The organism is Pseudomonas sp. NPDC096925 (assembly GCF_044762545.1).
GTDB lineage: Bacteria > Pseudomonadota > Gammaproteobacteria > Pseudomonadales > Pseudomonadaceae > Aquipseudomonas.
The window spans coordinates 172,702-192,882 of sequence record NZ_JBIWEM010000010.1 but is presented as its reverse complement, the minus strand read 5'-3'; the positions used below and the strand labels follow the sequence as shown (position 1 = coordinate 192,882).

21 protein-coding genes are annotated in these 20,181 nt (G+C 64.3%); 8 read left to right on the top strand and 13 right to left on the bottom strand.

The window, feature by feature from the left end; genetic code table 11:
* Positions 1-53: 53 nt before the first annotated feature.
* Complete coding sequence (locus tag ACIQYU_RS24045; protein ID WP_233687345.1) at positions 54-467, bottom strand: hypothetical protein; 414 nt, start codon at positions 465-467, stop codon at positions 54-56.
* On the opposite strand from ACIQYU_RS24045, the gene ACIQYU_RS24040 reads away from it, so the two are divergent.
* On the top strand, positions 448-1,215 hold the full coding sequence (locus tag ACIQYU_RS24040) for an SDR family oxidoreductase (RefSeq protein ID WP_013974408.1): 768 nt from the start codon (positions 448-450) through the stop codon (positions 1,213-1,215). The genes ACIQYU_RS24045 and ACIQYU_RS24040 overlap by 20 nt on opposite strands.
* 98 nt (positions 1,216-1,313) lie before the next feature.
* Here the strand turns inward: ACIQYU_RS24040 and ACIQYU_RS24035 are convergent, their stop codons facing one another.
* The 3 genes from ACIQYU_RS24035 to ACIQYU_RS24025 all read right to left on the bottom strand — a co-directional run bounded on the left by ACIQYU_RS24035 (position 1,314) and on the right by ACIQYU_RS24025 (position 3,777).
* The gene (locus ACIQYU_RS24035) at positions 1,314-2,411 is read right to left on the bottom strand and encodes an AGE family epimerase/isomerase (protein ID WP_207828763.1); all 1,098 of its coding nucleotides are present in this window, start codon (positions 2,409-2,411) and stop codon (positions 1,314-1,316) included.
* A 158-nt stretch (positions 2,412-2,569) separates the two neighbouring features.
* A complete protein-coding gene (locus tag ACIQYU_RS24030; RefSeq protein WP_063911902.1) occupies positions 2,570-3,202 on the bottom strand; it encodes a TetR family transcriptional regulator in 633 nt (210 codons plus the stop codon).
* 122 nt (positions 3,203-3,324) lie between these two features.
* Positions 3,325-3,777: a phage infection protein gene (locus ACIQYU_RS24025; protein ID WP_233687346.1), complete on the bottom strand. Its 453-nt coding sequence runs from the start codon at positions 3,775-3,777 to the stop codon at positions 3,325-3,327.
* A 341-nt stretch (positions 3,778-4,118) separates the two neighbouring features.
* On the opposite strand from ACIQYU_RS24025, the gene ACIQYU_RS24020 reads away from it, so the two are divergent.
* Positions 4,119-6,185, top strand: a complete 2,067-nt coding sequence (locus ACIQYU_RS24020; RefSeq protein WP_233687347.1) for an AsmA family protein — start codon at positions 4,119-4,121, stop codon at positions 6,183-6,185.
* 93 nt (positions 6,186-6,278) lie between these two features.
* Here the strand turns inward: ACIQYU_RS24020 and osmE are convergent, their stop codons facing one another.
* The gene (gene osmE, locus ACIQYU_RS24015; protein ID WP_207828776.1) at positions 6,279-6,620 is read right to left on the bottom strand and encodes an osmotically-inducible lipoprotein OsmE; all 342 of its coding nucleotides are present in this window, start codon (positions 6,618-6,620) and stop codon (positions 6,279-6,281) included.
* A gap of 122 nt (positions 6,621-6,742) precedes the next feature.
* Here osmE and ACIQYU_RS24010 point away from each other — a divergent pair, with 122 nt between their 5' ends.
* Entirely contained in the window at positions 6,743-7,633 is an 891-nt protein-coding gene (locus ACIQYU_RS24010; RefSeq protein WP_207828778.1) for a triacylglycerol lipase, read from the top strand.
* On the opposite strand, the gene ACIQYU_RS24005 is transcribed toward ACIQYU_RS24010, so the two are convergent.
* On the bottom strand, positions 7,630-8,502 hold the full coding sequence (locus tag ACIQYU_RS24005) for a DMT family transporter (RefSeq protein ID WP_207828780.1): 873 nt from the start codon (positions 8,500-8,502) through the stop codon (positions 7,630-7,632). The genes ACIQYU_RS24010 and ACIQYU_RS24005 overlap by 4 nt on opposite strands.
* Before the next feature lie 227 nt (positions 8,503-8,729).
* Between ACIQYU_RS24005 and ACIQYU_RS24000 the strand changes: the two genes are divergently transcribed.
* From ACIQYU_RS24000 to ACIQYU_RS23990, 3 genes are all read left to right on the top strand, one after another.
* Positions 8,730-9,518: a helix-turn-helix transcriptional regulator gene (locus ACIQYU_RS24000; RefSeq protein ID WP_207828783.1), complete on the top strand. Its 789-nt coding sequence runs from the start codon at positions 8,730-8,732 to the stop codon at positions 9,516-9,518.
* Positions 9,519-9,582: 64 nt separating this feature from the next.
* Complete coding sequence (locus ACIQYU_RS23995) at positions 9,583-9,870, top strand: PsiF family protein (protein WP_003258250.1); 288 nt, start codon at positions 9,583-9,585, stop codon at positions 9,868-9,870.
* Between the two features lie 71 nt (positions 9,871-9,941).
* Positions 9,942-10,949: an AI-2E family transporter gene (locus ACIQYU_RS23990; protein ID WP_207828786.1), complete on the top strand. Its 1,008-nt coding sequence runs from the start codon at positions 9,942-9,944 to the stop codon at positions 10,947-10,949.
* 134 nt (positions 10,950-11,083) lie between these two features.
* Here the strand turns inward: ACIQYU_RS23990 and ACIQYU_RS23985 are convergent, their stop codons facing one another.
* Entirely contained in the window at positions 11,084-12,355 is a 1,272-nt protein-coding gene (locus tag ACIQYU_RS23985) for an Hsp70 family protein (protein WP_063911892.1), read from the bottom strand.
* Between the two features lie 163 nt (positions 12,356-12,518).
* Here ACIQYU_RS23985 and cbpA point away from each other — a divergent pair, with 163 nt between their 5' ends.
* Both cbpA and ACIQYU_RS23975 read left to right on the top strand, forming a co-directional pair.
* Positions 12,519-13,472, top strand: coding sequence for a curved DNA-binding protein (cbpA, locus tag ACIQYU_RS23980; protein WP_025340804.1), 954 nt, complete (start codon positions 12,519-12,521; stop codon positions 13,470-13,472).
* Positions 13,473-13,474: 2 nt separating this feature from the next.
* Entirely contained in the window at positions 13,475-13,780 is a 306-nt protein-coding gene (locus ACIQYU_RS23975) for a chaperone modulator CbpM (protein ID WP_063911891.1), read from the top strand.
* Between the two features lie 126 nt (positions 13,781-13,906).
* On the opposite strand, the gene ACIQYU_RS23970 is transcribed toward ACIQYU_RS23975, so the two are convergent.
* From ACIQYU_RS23970 to urtA, 6 genes are all read right to left on the bottom strand, one after another.
* The gene (locus tag ACIQYU_RS23970) at positions 13,907-14,422 is read right to left on the bottom strand and encodes a GNAT family N-acetyltransferase (protein WP_207828795.1); all 516 of its coding nucleotides are present in this window, start codon (positions 14,420-14,422) and stop codon (positions 13,907-13,909) included.
* 31 nt (positions 14,423-14,453) lie between these two features.
* The gene (urtE, locus tag ACIQYU_RS23965) at positions 14,454-15,152 is read right to left on the bottom strand and encodes an urea ABC transporter ATP-binding subunit UrtE (protein ID WP_207828811.1); all 699 of its coding nucleotides are present in this window, start codon (positions 15,150-15,152) and stop codon (positions 14,454-14,456) included.
* Positions 15,153-15,297: 145 nt separating this feature from the next.
* A complete protein-coding gene (gene urtD, locus ACIQYU_RS23960) occupies positions 15,298-16,155 on the bottom strand; it encodes an urea ABC transporter ATP-binding protein UrtD (protein WP_207828813.1) in 858 nt (285 codons plus the stop codon).
* Complete coding sequence (urtC, locus tag ACIQYU_RS23955) at positions 16,152-17,231, bottom strand: urea ABC transporter permease subunit UrtC (protein WP_207828815.1); 1,080 nt, start codon at positions 17,229-17,231, stop codon at positions 16,152-16,154. The genes urtD and urtC overlap by 4 nt, the downstream gene beginning before the upstream one ends.
* Entirely contained in the window at positions 17,231-18,718 is a 1,488-nt protein-coding gene (urtB, locus tag ACIQYU_RS23950; protein WP_207828817.1) for an urea ABC transporter permease subunit UrtB, read from the bottom strand. The genes urtC and urtB overlap by 1 nt, the downstream gene beginning before the upstream one ends.
* A 140-nt stretch (positions 18,719-18,858) precedes the next feature.
* Complete coding sequence (gene urtA, locus ACIQYU_RS23945) at positions 18,859-20,124, bottom strand: urea ABC transporter substrate-binding protein (protein ID WP_207828820.1); 1,266 nt, start codon at positions 20,122-20,124, stop codon at positions 18,859-18,861.
* Positions 20,125-20,181 lie beyond the last annotated feature (57 nt).

Here is a 20,181-nt window from a genome sequence, read left to right as displayed (position 1 = left end):
ACATGGTGGCATCTCGCTCAAGCCCTTTGATACCAAGCCCTGCGGCTTCATGATCATTTTTTGATCATGGGCCCCTTGTGGATGATTTTCCCAAGTTTTTCAAAGCCCTGCAGCCACTCCAGGCATTGCGCAAAACCTGTGGATAACCCTGTGAAAAAACTTTGCACAGACCGCTGCAGGCGGCATGCTTGAAAGCCTTGCGCCATCACCGAAAAGATATCCACCGACCACAAGGCGCTGAAAGGGTTCCGCGCCGTGGACAAGTTGCCCCCAATCCGTGGGGAAAGCCTTGTGGATAACGTGCGCATAGCTGGCGCCGAGCCCTCTGCTGCAAGGGTTTGCCGAAGGTGAACAAAAAATGAACAGCACCCTGGACGGGTTGCTGCCAGCGCCCGGCGCGGGCATGCTGCAAGACTGCCGATGATAATCCACCGTGAGGAACAGAGCATGACGTCCACCGTATTCATCACTGGCGCGACTTCCGGTTTCGGCGAGGCCACTGCCCGCCGCTTCGCCGAAGCCGGCTGGAAGCTGGTGCTCACAGGCCGCCGCAAGGAGCGCCTGGACGCCCTGTGTGCCGAGCTGTCTGCCAAGACCGAAGTACACGGCCTGGTGCTCGACGTGCGTGACCGCAAAGCCATGGAGCAGGCCATCGCCAACCTGCCGGCCGGCTTCGACAAGCTGCGCGGCCTGGTCAACAACGCCGGCCTGGCGCTGGGTGTGGACGCGGCGCAGAACTGCAGCCTGGACGACTGGGAAACCATGGTCGACACCAACATCAAGGGCCTGATGTACACCACCCGCCTGCTGCTGCCACGGCTGATTGCCCATGGCCGTGGGGCGTCGATCCTCAACGTAGGTTCCGTGGCGGGCAACTACCCATACCCGGGCAGCAACGTGTACGGCGGCACCAAGGCTTTCGTCGGCCAGTTCTCGCTGAGCCTGCGCTGCGACCTGCGGGGAACCGGCGTGCGGGTGAGCAACATCGAGCCGGGCCTGTGCGAAAGCGAGTTCTCGCTGGTGCGCTTCGGCGGTGACCAGGCCAAATACGACGCCACCTACGCTGGCGCAGAGCCGATCCAGCCGCAGGACATTGCCGAGACCATCTTCTGGATTCTCAACCAGCCGGCGCATATCAACATCAACAGCCTGGAACTGATGCCGGTAAGCCAGGACTGGGCAGGGTTTTCGATCGACCGGTCGGTCAAAGGCTGATCCGAGGGCCTCTTCGCGGGTAAACCCGCTCCCACAGGTACTGCACCGGTTTCAGAGCAGGCGCTATCCCTGTGGGAGCGGGTTCACCCGCGAATGCGTCAGCCCAGGCGCTGCAGCCCTTCCAGGCAAGTTGCCAAATGATAGGGCGTAGTCGAAGGCATATCATGCCGGCTGACACTGCCTTCCCCATCCCGGCACTCATACCAGCCCGCCTCACGCAGGAACCGCGCGTCCAGCGCCTGCAACTGCCCAGCCAGCTTTGCCTCGCCCCCCGCCCGCAATACCAGCGCCCGTAGGTATTCCGCCTGCGCCCAGATCCGCTGGGTGGCGTCGAGCACCTTGCCATCCACATCCAGCATCGCCAGCACAGCGGCATCCTTCACCCCGTACTGCTCGGCGTAGTCGAAAGCCCGGTCGATGGACGCATGCAGCGGCGTGTCGCGCAGCAGTGGCGAGGTATGCAGCAGGTAGAACCACTCGAACTGGTGCCCCGGCTCGAACCAGTTATCCACAGCGCCGCGTGGCTTTTCCAGCATCAGGCCGTGGGCCGGTTCGATGAAGTGCGCCTGCAGCGCCTCGCACAGTTGCAGCAGCGACTGCCGGGCATGCTCGTCGTCACGCACCGCCAGTACCTGCAGGAAGGCTTCGGCCAGGTGCATCTGCGGGTTTTGCAGCGGGCCGCTGCCAAGGTCGGCCCAGTCTTCACCGAGGCTGGCTTCGTACAGGCCGTCGTCGCGGGCGAACTGCTGGTCAATGATGTCCAGCGCGGCGTTCAGCGTGGCTTCCACCAGGTTTTCACGCACCTTGCCCCAATAGTGCGCGCAAGCGAAGACGATGAAGGCATGCGTGTACAGGTCCTTGCGCCGGTCCAGCGGTTTGCCCTGGGCGTCGATGCTGTAGAACCAGCCGCCGTGCTCGGCGTCATGGAAGTGCTTCTGCAGCGAGCGGAACAAGGCGGCGGCGCGCTCGGCTGCGCCGGGTTGGCCGATGCGGCTGCTGAACAGGTAGAGCTGGCGTGCGCAGGCCATGGCCCGATAGCGCTGCACCGGCAACGGTTGATGCTGGGCGTCCAGGGCCTCGTAGGGCAGGGCCATGTCGGCGTTCCAGCCCGGGCCTTGCCACAACGGCACGATGCGTTCGGCGAAGTGCTGGTTGAAGCGGGCCAGTTCGGGCAGGGTGGGGCGGGGGTCGGACATTTCGGCGCTCGTCGCTGTCGGGCAGGGCGCCATGGTAGCAGAACTGGGGTTGTGGGTAGCCTGTGCCGGCCTCTTCGCGGGTATTGCGCTGCCCTCAGGTCCGGTGCCGTCCCTGTGGGAGCGGGTTCACCCGCGAAGAGGCCAGTACAGGCTACCCACTAACCCGGGTTGCCCAACCCCTGCCAATGCCGCGCACCGACAAAGATGAAGCGCAGCTGCTGGGTGATCTTTTCCTGCGGCGTCAGCGCCTGTGGATAACCCGCCTCGGGGCTGTCGATAAGCTCGGGCAGGGTGGCGAACACGGTTTTCACCACCAGGTCGGCCATCACCGCTAGCGCGGCGCTGTCCAGGTGCTGCCAGCGCTTCATCCGCGCCAGGTCGGTGGCCAGGTCGTCGCTGATGTCCTGGCGCAGGCGGGCAATGGCCTGGCGTACGGCCTGCGAGCCGCCGTACTGCTCACGGGCGAGGAACAGGAACTGCGCGCGGTGGGCGGCGACCACATCGAGGAAGATGCGCACCGAGGCGTCGGTGATGCCGCCCAGTTCGAACTCGTTGTGGCGCACCAGGCGGATAGTCTGGCGGAAGGTAGTATCGACTTCGGCCACCAGGGCCAGGCCCAGGGCGTCCATGTCGGAAAAATGCCGGTAAAAGCCGGTGGGTACGATGCCGGCCGTCTTTGCCACTTCGCGCAGGCTGATACTGCCGAAACCACGGCCACTCTCCATGAGCTGGCAGGCGGCATCGAGCAGGGCCTGGCGGGTCTGTAGCTTCTGTTCGGCGCGCGGCAGCATGGTGCGGGCTTCTGTGACGGTAAGGCTGGGCACTCTAGTTAAAAAAACAAAGCCCGGTCAATGGACCGGGCATGGAGGGGAGCAGCCGTTGTGACAGAGGTTGTTCTTTTCGGCCATGGTGATCAGCTCACACGGCTGATTTCGACCAGGCGATCGGAGCCACCTTCGGCAACTCGGCCACTACGTTCGATCAGGCGATCAGAACCACCTTCGGCAACGCGACCAGTACGTTCGATCAAGCGATCGGAGCCACCTTCGGCAACTCGGCCAGTACGTTCGATCAGGCGATCAGAGCCACCTTCGGCAACGCGGCCAGTACGTTCGATCAGGCGATCGGAGCCACCTTCGGCAACGCGGCCAGTACGTTCGATCAGGCGATCAGAGCCACCTTCGGCAACGCGGCCAGTACGTTCGATCAGGCGATCGGAACCACCTTCGGCAACAGTTTTCAGCGGTTGGGCGATTTCCGCAGCGCTGGAACGCGATTCGGCGGTCAGGTGTTGCTCGTCGGCTGGCAGGGCAAAAGCGTTGGCAGCCAGGATGGACAGGGTCAGGGTCAGCAGATGGCGTTTCATGATTTCGGTGCTCCTCTCGGGGGCTGGAAAGTGGGTACGGAGCCAATGCTACGCCGGGTAACGCCAGAGAGAAGTTCATACGGGTAATGGTAACAATCGACCGTATTGATAGAGGTTGGAAGCTGCTCTACACAGCGCTTTACAGGCCATGTGATGGCGTTTTGATGGTGCTGCTGACGGGTAACGCGCGCAACTTGGCGCAACGAGTTGCTGAGCGAAAGGCCAGGAAAAACTTCGTTATCATGGCGCCATCGATAAAACCCCACGGGCTTTCATCAGTCCGAGATATTGAGTGCCACCGCTGTGCCTGTTCTGTGCCATGCCGCAAGGAGAATCACGCAATGACGCGTCCCGCCAGAATCCTCGTCTGGACCTTCACCAGCCTGCTGACCCTGCTGGCGATCCTGGTGATGGTGATCGCCACCTTCGACTGGAACCGCGTCAAGCCCCTGCTCAACGAGAAAGTCTCCGAGGCCCTGCAGCGGCCCTTCGCGATCAATGGCAACCTTGCCGTGTCCTGGCGCACCGAACCTGAAGAGGGGGGCTGGCGTGCCTGGGTGCCCTGGCCGCACTTCATTGCCGAGGACCTGACCCTGGGCAACCCCGAGTGGCTCAAGGAGCCGAAGATGGTCGGCCTGGAGCGCGTGGCGTTCCGCCTGGCGCCGTTGCCGCTGCTGTTCCAGCAGATCAGCATCCCGCGTATCGAGCTGACCAGGCCTACAGCCAACCTTACCCGCCTGGCCGATGGCCGCGCCAACTGGGCCTTCGACTTCGGCCCCAAGGATGAAAACGCAGAGCCTTCCAAATGGCAGCTGGACATCGGCGCCATCGGCTTCGACCAGGGCAGTGTCAGCTTCGATGACCAAACCCTGAAAACCAGCATGAAGGTGCAGATCGACCCGCTGGGCAAGCCTGTCCCGTTCAGCGACATCGTCGGCAAGGCCCGCGCCGAGAAGGCCGGTGCCGCGCAGGACTATGCCTTCGGGCTCAAGGCCCAGGGCCGCTACAAAGGCCAGCCAGTGTCCGGCACCGGCAAGATCGGTGGCCTGCTGGCCCTGCAGGACGCCAGCCAGCCGTTCCCGCTGCAGGCTGACGTGCGCATCGCCGACACCCATGTGGTGCTCGCCGGTACCCTGACCGACCCGCGCAACCTCGGTGCCCTCGACCTGCGCCTGCGCTTGTCCGGGGCCAGCCTGGGCAACCTCTACCCTTTGACCGGCGTGACCTTGCCCGACACCCCGGCCTATTCCACCGACGGTCACCTCAGCGCCAACCTGCAGGCGGCGCAAGGGGCGACCTTCAACTACCAGGGCTTCAACGGCAAGATCGGTGACAGCGATATCCACGGCGACCTGGCCTTCGTTGCCAGCCAGCCAAGGCCCAAGCTGTCCGGCAACCTGGTGTCCGACCAGTTGCTGTTCAAGGACCTGGCGCCGCTGATCGGCGCCGACTCCAACGCCGAGCAGAAGGCCCGCGGCGGTGCCAGCAAGCAGCCGGCAGGCAAGGTGCTGCCGGTGGAGGAGTTCCGCACCGAACGTTGGCGTGCCATGGACGCCGACGTCACCTTCGCCGGCAAGCGCATCGTGCACAGCGCGCAATTGCCGTTCAACGACCTGTCGGCCCACGTGATCCTGGAGGACGGCCTGCTGCGTCTGGAGCCCCTGCGTTTTGGCGTGGCTGGCGGCAATCTGGCTTCCAGGATCCGCCTGGATGGCCGCAACGTACCGTTGCAGGGGCGCGCCCGCCTGACGGCGCGGGGCTTCAAGCTCAAGCAGTTGTTCCCCTCCTTTGCGCCGATGCAGACCAGCTTCGGTGAGTTGAATGGTGATGCCGATATCACTGGTCGGGGCAACTCGGTGGCCGCCTTGCTGGGCACGGCCAATGGTGACCTGCGCATGCTGATCAACGATGGCGCCATCAGCCGCAGCCTGATGGAGATTGCCGGGTTGAACGTGGGCAACTACGTGGTCGGCAAGCTGTTTGGCGATGAGGATGTGAAGATCAACTGTGCGGCGGCCGATGTGGGCATCAAGGATGGCCTGGCGACCACACGCCTGTTCATCTTCGATACCGAGAACGCGATCATCTACATCAACGGCACGGCCAATTTCGCCACTGAGCAGCTGGACCTGAAAATAAACCCGGAATCGAAAGGCCTGCGGCTGTTCTCGCTGCGCTCGCCGCTGTATGTGCGCGGGCCGTTCGCCAGGCCCAGTGCCGGGGTGCAAGCGGTACCGCTGGCGTTGCGCGGGGCGGGGATGGTGGCACTGGGGGTGGTGGCCGGGCCAGCGGCGGGGTTGCTGGCGCTGATTGCGCCTAGCAGCGGGGATGATCCGAACCAGTGCACGCCACTGTTGCAGCAGATGAAGGCGGGCAAGGCGCCGACGGTGGTGAAAGGCAAGAAATGACGGGGGCCGCGTTGCGGCCCCTTGCGGTTACAGCCCTTGCAACAGGTCGACAGATCGTCCGCGTGCTCTTCTTCCTGCGCCAGGATATAAGGCTTACGCGCCGTGGACGGCGGCGCTGTCTTCTTCGCGCTGTTTGCAAGTCTTGAAGCCCTTGGCATCGACATGGCCGGTGGCGTCGAAGCGCACGTAGTAGGGCTGCTGGTGGCCATCGCGGTTGAGGATGTAGTCGTTGCAGGTGCCGCCGTGGGGCAGGTCGCTCACGCTGGACGGGCTGCCGCCGATGGCGATGACCTTCTGCATGGTCATGCCTTTTTCCACTTGCCTGACCAGCGGTTCGTCGCGGTAGGTGACGTAGTCAACCGGGTTTTCCGGGCGGCTGCCGCAGGCGGCGAGGGTGGCGCTTGCCAGAAGGATTGCCAGGGTCTGCTTGTACATGGTTTCGCTCCTTGCAAAGGTCTGTGTGGTTTTGAACCGCAGCGCGCTCTCGGAGTTCGATTGCGATGGTCATCAAGGCCGCTGTAGTGTTGGCCGGTCGTCCACGGAAAGGAGCTGGGGCAATGCAGCAGGAATTGGCCACGCGATACCCGTTGGTGCTGGTGCCGGGCATGCTCGGTTTTGTCCGGGTAGTGCTCTATCCCTACTGGTTCGGCATCGTGCCGGCCCTGCGCAAGGGCGGGGCGCAGGTGTTCCCGGTGCAGGTTTCGCCGCTGCATTCCAGCGAGGTGCGCGGCGAGCAGTTGCTGGCGATCATCGAAGACATCTGCCAGCGCACCGGCGCGGAAAAGGTCAACCTCATCGGCCACAGCCAGGGCGCCCTGAACGCACGCTACGCTGCCGCCAGGCGGCCCGGGCGGGTGGCTTCGGTCACGTCGGTGGCAGGGCCCAACCATGGCTCGGAACTGGCCGATTACCTGGCACGTACGGCACCGGGCGATTCCCCGCAGGGGCGCATCCTCAAGGCTGTGCTGCATGGCTTGGCCGTGCTGCTGGTGTGGCTGGAAACCGGCTGGCGCCGCGACCCGCTGCCGGTGGATGTACACGCCTCGCACCAGTCGTTGACCAGCGCCGGGGTGGCGCTGTTCAACCAGGCTTATCCACAGGGGCTGCCAGGCACCTGGGGCGGGGAAGGGGCGTATGAGGTCGATGGCGTGCGCTATTACTCCTGGTCCGGCACCTTGCAGCCCGGCCTGACCGACCAGGGGCGCAACCGCATCGATGGCAGCAGCCACTTCTGCCGCCTGTTCGCACGCAGTTTCGTCAAGGAAAAGGGCCATTGCGACGGCATGGTCGGGCGCTTCAGTTCGCACCTGGGGCAGGTGATCGGCGACGACTACCCGCTCGACCACCTGGATATCGTCAACCAGTCGCTTGGCGCGGTGGGCAAGGGCGCCGAACCGGTGCGGCTGTTCATCGAACATGCCGCCCGGCTCAAGGCGGCAGGGCTCTAACGGCGGATCGGTGTGGTCCAGCGCTCGGCCAGTATCACGCCGGCCAGGGTCAGCAGGCCGCCGACCAGGTGATAGCGGGCCAGCTGCTCGTCGAGCACCACGGCGGCGATCAGCGCGGTGACCAGTGGCAGCAGGTTGAAGAACAGCGTGGTACGGCTTGGGCCCAGGCGGTGCACGGCCTTCATCCATACCAGAGGGGCGATCATCGAGGCCAGCACGCAGGCGTACAGCACCAGGCCAATGTTGCGGCTGTTCAGGCCAGTCTTGTCCGACAGCAGGAACAGCGGCAGCAGCACGACGATGGCCATCAGCACCTGCAGGTACAGCAACTGCATCGGTGGCAGGCGCAGCTGCCATTTCTTCAGCAGGAAGCTGTACAGCGCGTAGGCCAGGGTGGCCACCAGCATCAGCAGGTCGCCGCTGTTCAGGCCTTGTTGCAACAGGACGGCGGGGTGGCCGGCGCTGACCACTTCCAGTACGCCGAAAAATGACACCAGTGCGCCCAGCAGGGCGCCGTAGCTCAGGCGCTGGCCCAGCCAGGCGATGGACAGCGCCAGTGACATCAGCGGCATCAGCGAGAGGATGATGCCCATGTTGGTGGCGCTGGTGATGCCGGCGGCGAAGTAGGCCAGGCTCTGGTACAGCGCCATGCCCAGCACGCCCAGCACGAACACCTTGCCCAGCTGCGGGCGGATGGCCGCGCGATTGCGCCACACGGCGGGCAGCAGGAACGGGGTGAACAGCAGCGCGGCCAGCAGCCAGCGGTAGAAGCCGATCTCGGCGGGGTGGATGGCACCGGCGGACATCTTGGTGACCACGGTGTTGCCGGCCCAGATGAGGATGGCGGTCAGGGGGAACAGGTAGTTCATGTAGCAGGTTACTCGCTGGGGCCTGGAATGGGGGCTGCTTTGCAGCCCTTCGCGGGCTTGCCCGCTCCCACAGGGATATCACAGGCCTGAAAGCTGGCGCAGATCCTGTGGGAGCGGGCGAGCCCGCGAAGGCCTGCGGCGCAGGCCCTCGATAGGCCTGTATTATCGATTGTCTGTTTACAAGCCTATACTCCTATCCAGACAACTCACCCCGCCAAGCAGACAGCATGCCGCGCAAATACCTCGACATTCCTCGGTTCACCCAGCTCCCGGCCCCGGTGTACTTCCGCCACGACGAGTTCGGTGCCGACACGCACAGCGCCCTGCATCGCCACGCCTGGGGCCAGCTCAACTACACCGCCCACGGCGTGATGCAGCTGGAGGTCGCCGGCCAGCGCTTCCTGTCGCCGCCGCAATACGCCGTGTGGGTGCCGCCCGACACCGAGCATGGCTGCTACAACCCACAGGCCATCGTCTACCACTCGGTCTACCTGGACCGCAGCCTCTGCGCCGCCCTGCCGCAGCAACCGTGCAGCCTGATGATCAGCGACATCCTCAAGGCCATCCTCGCCGACTTCGCCCGGCGTGACCTGCGGGTGGCCGAGGGTGAGCGCGACCAGCGCCTGGTGCAGGTGCTGCTCGACCAGTTGCTGCTGGCACCCGCCCAGGCCTGCTACCTGCCGTTTGCCCACAGCGACGGGTTGCGCCAAGTGCTCGATGCCCTCGGCGCCGAGCCAGGCGACAACCGCCCGCTGGCCGACTGGGCAGCCCGGGTGCATGTCAGCGAACGTACCCTGGCCCGCCAGTTTCTGCGCGAACTGGGCATCAGTTTTGGTGAATGGCGCCTGCGCCTGCGCTTTCTGCGAGCCATCGAAGCGCTGGAAGCCGGCCAGTCGATCCAGGCCATCGCCTTCGACCTGGGCTACAGCAGCGCGTCGGCGTTCATCGCCATGTTCCAGCGCCAGGCCCATTGCACGCCCGAGCAATACCGCCGCCAGGCACGGGCAGGGCGTTGAGCATTTATTGGCTACACTCAGCTCGACCACCGTGCATCGGGCACGGAGCCAAGGAGACCACTCCATGAAAGTGCTGCAAATCCCCTTACTGGTGTTGGCGGTGTTGTTCAGCGCCCAAGGCTTCGCCGCCAATACCGCGCAGCAGGAAAAGATGAAAACCTGCAACGCCGACGCCACCGCCAAGGCCCTCAAGGGCGATGAGCGCAAAGCCTTCATGAGTACCTGCCTGAAGAAGGACGTGCCGCAAACCCAGCAAGAGAAGATGAAAACCTGCAACGCCGACGCCACCACCAAGGCCCTGAAGGGTGACGAGCGCAAAGCGTTCATGAGTGACTGTCTGAAGAAGAAATGACCTGCGCCTATGCCTGCAGGCGTAAGGCTGGCAGACTGCGGGTCTTTCCCGTTGTCTGCCGTTGAGGCTGTATGACCTTCACCCCTCGCCAGGTCACCCTGGCCAGCTGGATCATCGTGTTTGCCGGCCTGTTGCTGGCGCTGCCCCTGAAATTGCTGCCGAGCCTGTTGGCCGGCCTGCTGGTGTTCGAGCTGGTCAACATGCTCACGCCGCGGCTGCAGCCGCTGCTGGCCGGGCAGCGCGCCCGTTGGCTGGCGGTGGCGCTGCTCGGCACGCTGGTGGTCAGCACCCTGACCCTGCTGTTTGCCGGGGCCTTCAGCTTCCTGCTGCACGAGGCAGAAAACCCCGGTGCCTCGCTGGACAAGTTCATGGCCTTGGTGGAGCGCGCCCGTGGGCAGCTACCGCCGTTCATCGAAGGCTACCTGCCGGCCAGTGCGGCGGAGTTCAAGGTGGCCATCGGTGACTGGATCAAGAGCCACCTGAGCGACCTGCAACTGGTGGGCAAGGGCATGGCGCACATGTTCGTCACCCTGTTGATCGGCATGATCCTCGGCGCCATCGTCGCCTTGCAGCGCATCCCCGATATCTCCCGGCGCAAGCCACTGGCGGCGGCGCTGTTCGAGCGCCTGAGCCTGCTGGTGCAGGCGTTTCGCAACATCGTCTTCGCGCAGATCAAGATTTCGCTGCTCAACACTACCTTCACCGGCATTTTCCTGGCCCTGGTGCTGCCGATGTTCGACGTGCACCTGCCGCTGACCAAGACGCTGATCGTGCTGACCTTCCTGCTGGGCCTGCTGCCGGTGATCGGCAACCTGATGTCGAACACCCTGATCACCATCGTCGGCTTGTCGCTGTCGATCTGGGTGGCGGCGGCGGCGCTGGGTTACCTGATCGTCATCCACAAGGTCGAGTACTTCCTCAACGCGCGGATCGTGGGCGGGCAGATCAGTGCCAAGTCGTGGGAATTGCTGCTGGCGATGCTGGTGTTCGAGGCAGCGTTCGGGCTGCCGGGGGTGGTGGCGGGGCCGATCTACTATGCCTACCTGAAGAGTGAGCTGAAGCGGGCCGAACTGGTCTGATTCTTCATTAGCCTGTACCGGCCTCTTCGCGGGTAAACCCGCTCCCACAAGTACGCCACAGCTCTCAAGACTTGCGCGAGCCCTGTGGGAGCGGGTTTACCCGCGAAGAGGCCGGTACAGGTAAAAGGGATGGCTCAGGCAGCGCCGTAACGCTTGCGTGCCTCGATGGCCAGCCCGCTGCCAATGCTGCCAAAGATATTGCCTTCCACATGCCGCGCATTCGGCAGCATCGCCGACACACTGTTGCGCAGCGCCGGGATCCCGCTGGAACCACCGGTGAAGAACACCGTATCGACCTGGGTCTCGCTCACACCAGCCTTGGCCAGCAATTCGCTCACGCTACCACGCACCCGCTCCAGCAACCCTTCGATAGCTCCCTCGAACAGCGCCCGGGACAGGTCCACGCCCAGCTCGCGCTCAATGCGGCCGAGGTCGACGTGGCGGCTCTGCTGCTCGGTCAGCTCGATCTTGCTGGCCTCCACTTCCATCGCCAACCAGTGCCCGGCACGCTCCTCGATCAGCTTGAACAGGCGGTCGATGCCCAGCGTGTCCTCGATGTCATAGCGCATGCTGCCCAGCGCCAGCTGCGACTTCTGCGAGTACAGGGCGTTGATGGTGTGCCAGGTGGCGAGGTTGAGGTGGTAGCTGGTCGGCATCAGCGCGCCGCTCTTCATGCGGCTGCCGTAGCCGAACAGCGGCATCACGCCCTGCAGGCTCAGCTGCTTGTCGAAGTCGGTACCGCCGATGTGCACGCCGCCGGTGGCGAGGATGTCGCTCTGGCGCTCGGCCACCAGGTGGCGCTCGGGCGACAGGCGGATCAGGGTGAAGTCCGAGGTACCACCGCCGATGTCGACGATCAGCACCAGCTCTTCGCGGCTGATGCCCGACTCGTAGTCGAACGCCGCGGCAATCGGCTCGTACTGGAACGACACGTCCTTGAAGCCGATCTTGCGCGCCACTTCGGCCAGGGTGTCTTCGGCCTCCTGGTCGGCAGCCGGGTCTTCGTCGACGAAGAACACCGGGCGACCCAGTACCACCTGGTCGAATTCGCGGCCGGCAGCGGCCTCGGCGCGCTTTTTCAGCTCGCCGATGAACATGCCCAGCAGGTCCTTGAACGGCAGGGCGCTGCCCAGCACGCTGGTGTCGTGCTTGATCAGCTTGGAACCCAGCAGGCTTTTCAGCGAGCGCATCAGGCGGCCTTCGTAGCCTTCCAGGTACTCGTGCAGCGCCAGGCGGCCATATACCGGGCGACGCTCCTCGATGTTGAAGAACACCACCGACGGCAGGGTGATCTTGCCGTCTTCCAGGGCGATCAGCGATTCGACACCCGGGCGGTGCCAGCCGACCGTGGAGTTGGAGGTGCCGAAGTCGATGCCCAGGGCGCGGGCCGGCGATACGTCAGACATGGGAAAAGGCTTCCGGAGGCAAAACGGCCGCGCAGTTTATGCCAGTTGGCTACAGAATCAAGACCAGTCGTCTGCCATGGCGCAAACCCAAGGCGGTCTTGAAAGGCTATGCTTGACCCCTATCTTCTTTTGCAACACGCACATTCACATTGGTGATCCATAGATGGACTTCAAAGACTATTACAAGATACTCGGCGTAGAGCCCACGGCGGATGACAAGGCGATCAAGGCCGCGTACCGCAAGCTGGCGCGCAAGTATCACCCCGACGTCAGCAAGGAGCGCGACGCCGAGGAAAAATTCAAGGAGGCCAACGAGGCCTACGAAGTGCTGGGCGACGCGCAGAAACGTGCCGAGTTCGACGAAATCCGCAAGTACGGTGGCCAGCATGGCCGGCCGTTCCAGGCACCACCGGGGTGGGAAAGCCGTGGCGGTGGCGGTGGCTTCGAGGGCGGTGATTTTTCCGACTTCTTCAGCTCGATCTTTGGTGGCCGAGGAGGCAACCCGTTCGGTGGCGCCCGGCAGCAGCAACGCAGCGCCGGCAGGCGAGGGCAGGACGTGGAGCTAGAACTGGCAGTGTTCCTTGAAGAGACCCTGAGCAAGGAGTCCAAGCAGATCAGCTTCCAGGTGCCGCAGACCAATGCCATGGGCCAGCGCACCGGGTTCACTACCAAGACCCTGAACGTGAAGATTCCGGCCGGGGTGACCGATGGCGAGCGCATCCGCCTCAAGGGCCAGGGCGCGCCGGGCAGCGGTGGCGGGGCCAATGGTGACCTGTTCCTGACCATTCGCATGGCACCGCACCCACTGTTCGATGTCGAAGGTCATGACCTGATCATCACCGTGCCGCTGGCACCGTGGGAGGCAGCACTGGGCGCCAAGGTGGCCGTGCCGACCCTGGACGGCAAGATCAACCTTACCATCCGCCCCGACAGCCAGAGCGGCCAGCGCCTGCGCGTACCGGGCAAGGGCCTGGCCAACAAGAGCGGCGAGCGCGGCAACCTTTACGCGCAATTGAAAGTGGTCATGCCGCCAGCATCCGACGAGTCTGCCCGCGAACTGTGGACCAAGCTTTCCGAGAAGGCTGCGTTCAACCCGAGGACACAATGGAGTAAGTGATCATGAGCAGCACCCTGATCGTTCAACTGGACATGCGTACCCTGTGTCAGGAGGCCGATATCACGGCTGACTGCGTGATCGAAATCGTCGAGCACGGCATTGTCGAACCTTCCGGGCGAACGCCGGAGGACTGGTTGTTCGACGATCAGGCGCCGTTACTGGCCAAACGCGCGGCGAAGCTGCATCAGGAGCTGGAACTGGAGTGGGAAGGGGTGGCGCTGGCGCTGGAACTGCTGCAGGAAGTGCAGCAGTTGCGCAGTGAGAACAGCATGCTGAGGCAGCGGTTGGGCAGGTTTATCCAGATGTGAGTTTTGCAGGCCCGGCCTCTTCGCGGGTGAACCCGCTCCCACAGGAATCGCACGATCCCTGAGATGTGTGCAGTACCAGTGGGAGCGGGTTTACCCGCGAAGAGGCCAGTACAGGCAAAATCAAATTCAGCTTGGTTCAGCCCCCGGGTTCAGCACCAGCTGCATGAAGGTCAAGTCCAGCCACCGGCCAAACTTCACCCCCACCTGCGGCATCTGCCCGGTCACTACGAAGCCCAGGCGCTCGTGCAGGTGCACCGACGCTGCATTGCCGCTCTCGATGGCCGCCACCATCACATGCTTGCCACACTTGCGTGCACGCTCGACCAGCGCTGCCATCAGCAGCGGCCCCAGCCCCTTGCCACGCTGGTCGCCACGGATGTACACCGAGTGTTCAACGGTGTTGCGAAAGCCCTCGAATGGCCGCCAGTCGCCAAACGATGCATAGCCCAGCACACCGCTCCCATCCACCGCCACCAGGATCGGGTAGCCCTGCTGTGCGCGTGCGGCGAACCAGGCCAGGCGGTTGGCCAAATCCACCGGGGTTTCGTTCCAGATCGCCGTGGAGTTGCGCACCGCGTCGTTGTAGATGTCGAGGATGCCCGGCACGTCGGCAGGCAGGGCATCGCGGATTTCATGACTCATGACAGCGTCTCGCAGGGTCGTTGTTTGCAGATTAAATGGTTACCAGCCCACGCACACCCTCGGCTTGCATGTTTTCGCCACGGCCGCGCTGGATGATCTCGCCACGGGCCATCACCAGGTACTGGTCGGCCAGCTCCTCGGCGAAGTCGTAGAACTGCTCCACCAGCAGGATGGCCATGTCGCCACGCTCGGCCAGGCGACGGATGACTGCGCCGATCTCCTTGATCACCGAAGGCTGGATGCCCTCGGTGGGCTCGTCGAGGATCAGCAGGCGCGGTCGGCTGGCCAGGGCGCGGCCGATGGCCAGCTGTTGCTGCTGGCCGCCGGACAGGTCACCGCCACGGCGTTGCTTCATCTGTTCCAGCACGGGGAACAGTTCGTAGATGAAGGGCGGTACCTCCCGAGCTTCACGGGCGGGGAAGCGCGAAAGGCCCATCAGCAGGTTTTCCTCGACAGTGAGACGCGGGAAAATCTCGCGGCCCTGGGGCACGTAGGCGATGCCGGACTGGACCCGTTGCTGGGGCTTGAGGCTGGTGATCGGCTTGCCTTCCCATTCGATGCTGCCATCGCGGGCGGGTACCAGGCCCATCAGGCAGCGCAGCAGGGTGGTCTTGCCCACGCCGTTGCGGCCCAGCAGGCAGGTGACTTCGCCGACCTTGGCTTCGAAGGACAGGCCCCGGAGGATATGGCTACCGCCGTAGTACTGGTGCAGGGTGTCGATTTTCAGCATGTGTGGTTCCTGGGAAATCTGCTTTGCCTGTGCCGGCCCTTTCGCGGGTAAACCCGCTCCCACAAGGACCGCGCAGCTCTTCAGGCCTGTACCGTACCTGTGGGAGCGGGTTTACCCGCGAAGAGGCCGGCACAGGTATCCATGTCTAGCGGCCCAGATACACCTCGACCACCCGCTCATCCGCCTGCACCTGCTCCAGCGACCCTTCCGCCAGCACACTGCCCTGGTGCAGCACGGTCACATGGTCGGCAATGCTGCCGACAAACCCCATGTCATGCTCCACCACCATCAGCGAATGCTTGCCGGCCAGGCCCTTGAACAGTTCGGCGGTGAACTCGGTCTCGGCATCGGTCATGCCCGCCACCGGCTCGTCCAGCAACAGCAGTTGCGGCTCCTGCACCAGCAGCATGCCGATCTCCAGGAATTGCTTCTGTCCATGCGACAACAAGCCTGCCTGGCGCTGGGCCAGCGGCAACAGGCGCAAGGTGCCCAGCACCTCGTCGATGCGTTGGCGCTGCTCACCACCCAGCCGCGCTGCCAGGCTGGCCCATACCGATTTGTCGGTCTTCAGTGCCAGCTCCAGGTTCTCGAACACCGTCAGCGCCTCGAACACCGTGGGCTTCTGGAACTTGCGGCCAATGCCGGCCTGGGCGATCTGGTATTCGCTCATGCGGGTCAGGTCGAGGGTGTCACCGAAATAGGCCGTGCCGCTGTCGGGCCGGGTCTTGCCGGTGATCACATCCATCATCGTGGTCTTGCCGGCCCCGTTTGGGCCGATGATGCAACGCAGCTCGCCCACGCCGATGTACAGGTTCAGCGCGTTCAGCGCCTTGAACCCATCGAAGCTGACGCTGATGTCTTCCAGGCTCAGCAGCGTGCCGTGGCGGGTGTCGAGGCCGGCCTTGCGGCTCTGGCCCAGGCCGATGGCGTCGCGGCCGGCGCCAAGGTTGTCGAACACCGGTTCGAGCATGAATTCAGGGTGTACCGCGGGCACGCCTCTCATGGCTGGCTCCTTTTCTTCAACAGACCGACCACGCCCTTGGGCAGGTACAGGGTGACGAGGATGAACAGCGCACCGAGGAAGAACAGCCAGAACTCCGGGAAGGCTACGGTGAACCAGCTCTTCATGCCATTGACCAGGCCGGCACCGAGCAGCGGGCCGATCAGCGTGCCGCGCCCGCCCAGGGCCACCCATACGGCGGCTTCGATGGAGTTGGTCGGCGACATTTCGCTGGGGTTGATGATGCCCACCTGCGGCACGTACAGCGCGCCGGCCAGGCCACACAGCACGGCGCTCAGCACCCACACCAGCAGCTTGAAACCGCGTGGGTCGTAGCCGCAGAACATCAGGCGGTTCTCGGCGTCGCGCACGGCGGTGAGCAGGCGGCCGAACTTGCTGCGGGTCAGGCGCCAGCACAGGTACAGGCTGGCCAGCAGCAGGGTCACGGTGAGCAGGAACAACACCGCCCGTGTACCCGGCGCGGCAATGTCGAAGCCAAGCAAAGTGCGGAAGCTGGTAAAGCCGTTATTGCCGCCAAAGCCGGTTTCGTTGCGAAAGAACAGCAGCATGCCGGCGAAGGTCAGCGCCTGGGTCATGATCGAGAAGTACACGCCCTTGATCCGCGAGCGGAAGGCGAACCAGCCGAACACCAGCGCCAGCAGCCCGGGCGCCAGCACTACCAGGCACAGGGCCCAGGCGAAATGCTGGGTGCCGGCCCAGTACCACGGCAGCTCGCTCCACGACAGGAAGGTCATGAACCCCGGCAGGCCGTCACCGGCGGCCTGGCGCATCAGGTACATGCCCATGGCGTAGCCACCGAGGGCGAAGAACAGCCCGTGGCCCAGCGACAGCAGCCCGGCGTAGCCCCAGACCAGGTCCAGGGCCAGGGCGACGATGGCGTAACAGAGGATCTTGCCGACCAGGGTCAGGGTGTAGGCCGACACGTGCAGGGCATGATCAGCCGGCAGCAGCGACAGCAGCGGCAGGGCCACCAGCAGCAGGACGACGACGGCGCCGATGGCCAGCGTCAGCCGTGGCCCGGCCTTTTGAGTAGCGGTGACAAGCAGTGGCTGGTTCATCAGTCGATTACCCGTCCCTTGAGGGCGAACAGGCCTTGCGGGCGCTTCTGGATGAACAGAATGATCAACGCAAGGATGAGGATCTTGCCGAGCACGGCGCCGATCTGCGGCTCCAGCAGCTTGTTGGCGATGCCAAGGCCGAAGGCGGCCCAGAGGCTGCCGGCCAACTGGCCGACGCCACCGAGCACCACCACCAGGAACGAGTCGATGATGTAGCTCTGGCCCAGGTCCGGGCCGACGTTGCCGACCTGGCTCAGGGCCACGCCGCCGAGCCCGGCGATGCCCGAGCCGAGGCCGAAGGCGAGCATGTCGACGCGCCCGGTGGATACGCCGCAGCAGGCGGCCATGTTGCGGTTCTGGGTGACAGCGCGCACGTTCAGGCCCAGCCGTGTGCGGTTGAGCAGCAGCCAGGTAAGCAGTACCACGGCCAGGGCGAAGCCGATGATCACCAGGCGGTTGTATGGCAGTACCAGGTTGGGTAGCAGCTGGATGCCACCCGAAAGCCAGGCCGGGTTGCTGACTTCGACGTTCTGCGCGCCGAACAGCAGGCGAATGGCCTGGATCAGGATCAGGCTGATGCCCCAGGTCGCCAGCAAGGTTTCCAGTGGGCGGCCGTAGAGGTGGCGGATCACCGTGCGCTCCAGCGCCATGCCGACCCCGGCACTGACAGTGAAAGCGACTGGCAGGGCGATCAGCGGGTAGAACTCGATGGCGCCGGGGGCGTAGCGCTGCAGCAGTACCTGGACCATGTAGGTGCTGTAGGCGCCGAGCATCAGCATTTCGCCGTGGGCCATGTTGATCACCCCGAGCAGGCCGAAGGTGATGGCCAGGCCAAGGGCTGCCAGCAGCAGGATCGAACCCAGCGACAGGCCGCTGAAGGCCTGACCGAGCAGCTCGCCGACCAGCAGCTTGCGCTGGACCTGGGCCAGGCTGGTTGCTGCGGCGGTGCGCACGCCCGGGTCGGTTTCCGCGTTGGGTTGCAGCAGCGCTTCGAGGCGGGTGCGGGCCAGCGGGTCACCGGTTTCGCCGAGCAGGCGTACGGCGGCCAGGCGTACTGCCGGTTCGCTGGCACCCAGTTGCAGGTTGGCCAAGGCCAGGCCGAGGGCGGCGTGCACGGCGGCGTCCGGTTCGCTGGCGAAGCGCCGGTCGAGGAAGGCCATTTGCGCCGGTTGCGCGCTCTTCTGCAGCTGTTGGGCTGCGGCCAGGCGGATGTCGCTGTTGTCGCTGAGCAACTGGTGGCTGGCCAGGGCATTGTCGATCAGGCCGCGCAGGCGGTTGTTCAGGCGTACCTTGCGCGTGTCATCGACGGCGATGCGGCCCTGGCGCAGGTTGTCCAGCAGCGGCAGGCGTGCGGCATCGGGTTGCGCCGCCCAGCTTTCGAGCAGTTGGGCCTGCTCGGCGGGCTTGGCGGTGAGGAAGAATTCGCCCTCGCTGGCCTGGGTGGCCAGGGGGATCAGCAGAAGAAGGGTTAGCAGGAGTCTAAGCATGCGAGCAATCCTGGAATACAGCGGTGGATTCTTCGCGGGTAAACCCGCTCCCACAGGGATCGCACAGGTTTCTAACCTTGCATCGAACCTGTGGGAGCGGGTTTACCCGCGAATGGGCCGCAAGGCGGCCCCAACGGCTCTCAATTACCTTTCACGGCGTAATCAGGGCGCTTGTCGTTGCCCGGAATGAACGGGCTCCAAGGCTGCGCCCGCAGCGGTTGCTCGGTTTCCCAGACCACGCTGAACTGCCCGTCATCCTGGATCTCGCCGATCATCACCGGCTTGTGCAGGTGGTGGTTGGTCTTGTCCATGGTCAGGGTAAAGCCCGACGGTGCCTTGAAGGTCTGCCCGGCCAAGGCTTCGCGGACCTTGTCGACATCGGTGGACTTGGCCTTCTCGGCGGCCTGGGCCCACATGTGGATACCGACGTAGGTGGCTTCCATCGGGTCGTTGGTCACCGCCTTGTCGGCACCCGGCAGGCCTTTGGCCTTGGCGTAGGCCTTCCAGTCGGCGACGAATTTCTGGTTGACCGGGTTATCCACCGACTCGAAGTAGTTCCACGCCGCCAGGTGGCCCACCAGCGGCTTGGTGTCGATGCCGCGCAGTTCTTCTTCGCCCACCGAGAAGGCCACCACCGGCACGTCGGTGGCCTTCAGGCCCTGGTTGGCCAGCTCCTTGTAGAACGGCACGTTGGAGTCACCATTGACTGTGGAGATGACTGCGGTCTTGCCACCGGCGGAGAACTTCTTGATGTTGGCGACGATGGTCTGGTAGTCGCTGTGGCCGAACGGCGTGTACACCTCTTCGATGTCCTTGTCGGCCACGCCCTTGCTGTGCAGGAAGGCGCGCAGGATCTTGTTGGTGGTGCGCGGGTAGACGTAGTCGGTGCCCAGCAGGAAGAAGCGCTTGGCGCTGCCGCCGTCCTCGCTCATCAGGTACTCCACGGCCGGGATGGCCTGCTGGTTGGGCGCGGCGCCGGTGTAGAACACGTTCGGCGACATCTCTTCACCCTCGTACTGCACCGGGTAGAACAGCAGGCCGTTGAGCTCTTCGAACACTGGCAGCACCGACTTGCGCGACACCGAGGTCCAGCAGCCGAACACCACTGCCACTTTGTCCTGGGTCAGCAGCTGGCGGCTCTTTTCGGCGAACAGCGGCCAGTTGGAGGCCGGGTCTACCACCACCGGTTCGAGCAGCTTGCCATTGACGCCGCCCTTGGCGTTGATCTGCTCGATGGTCATCAGCGCCATGTCCTTGAGCGAAGTCTCGGAAATGGCCATGGTCCCCGACAGCGAATGCAGGATGCCGACCTTGATGGTCTCGGCGGCCTGGATGCTCCAGCTCAGGCCCATTGCGGCAATTGATGCGCTAAGGGTGAAGGCCTTGATCAGACTGCGTCGCTTCATGTGCTCTCTCCGCTGAGTTTTTATGTGTTGGGCAAGCGGGGAGGGGTGTTGCAAGGG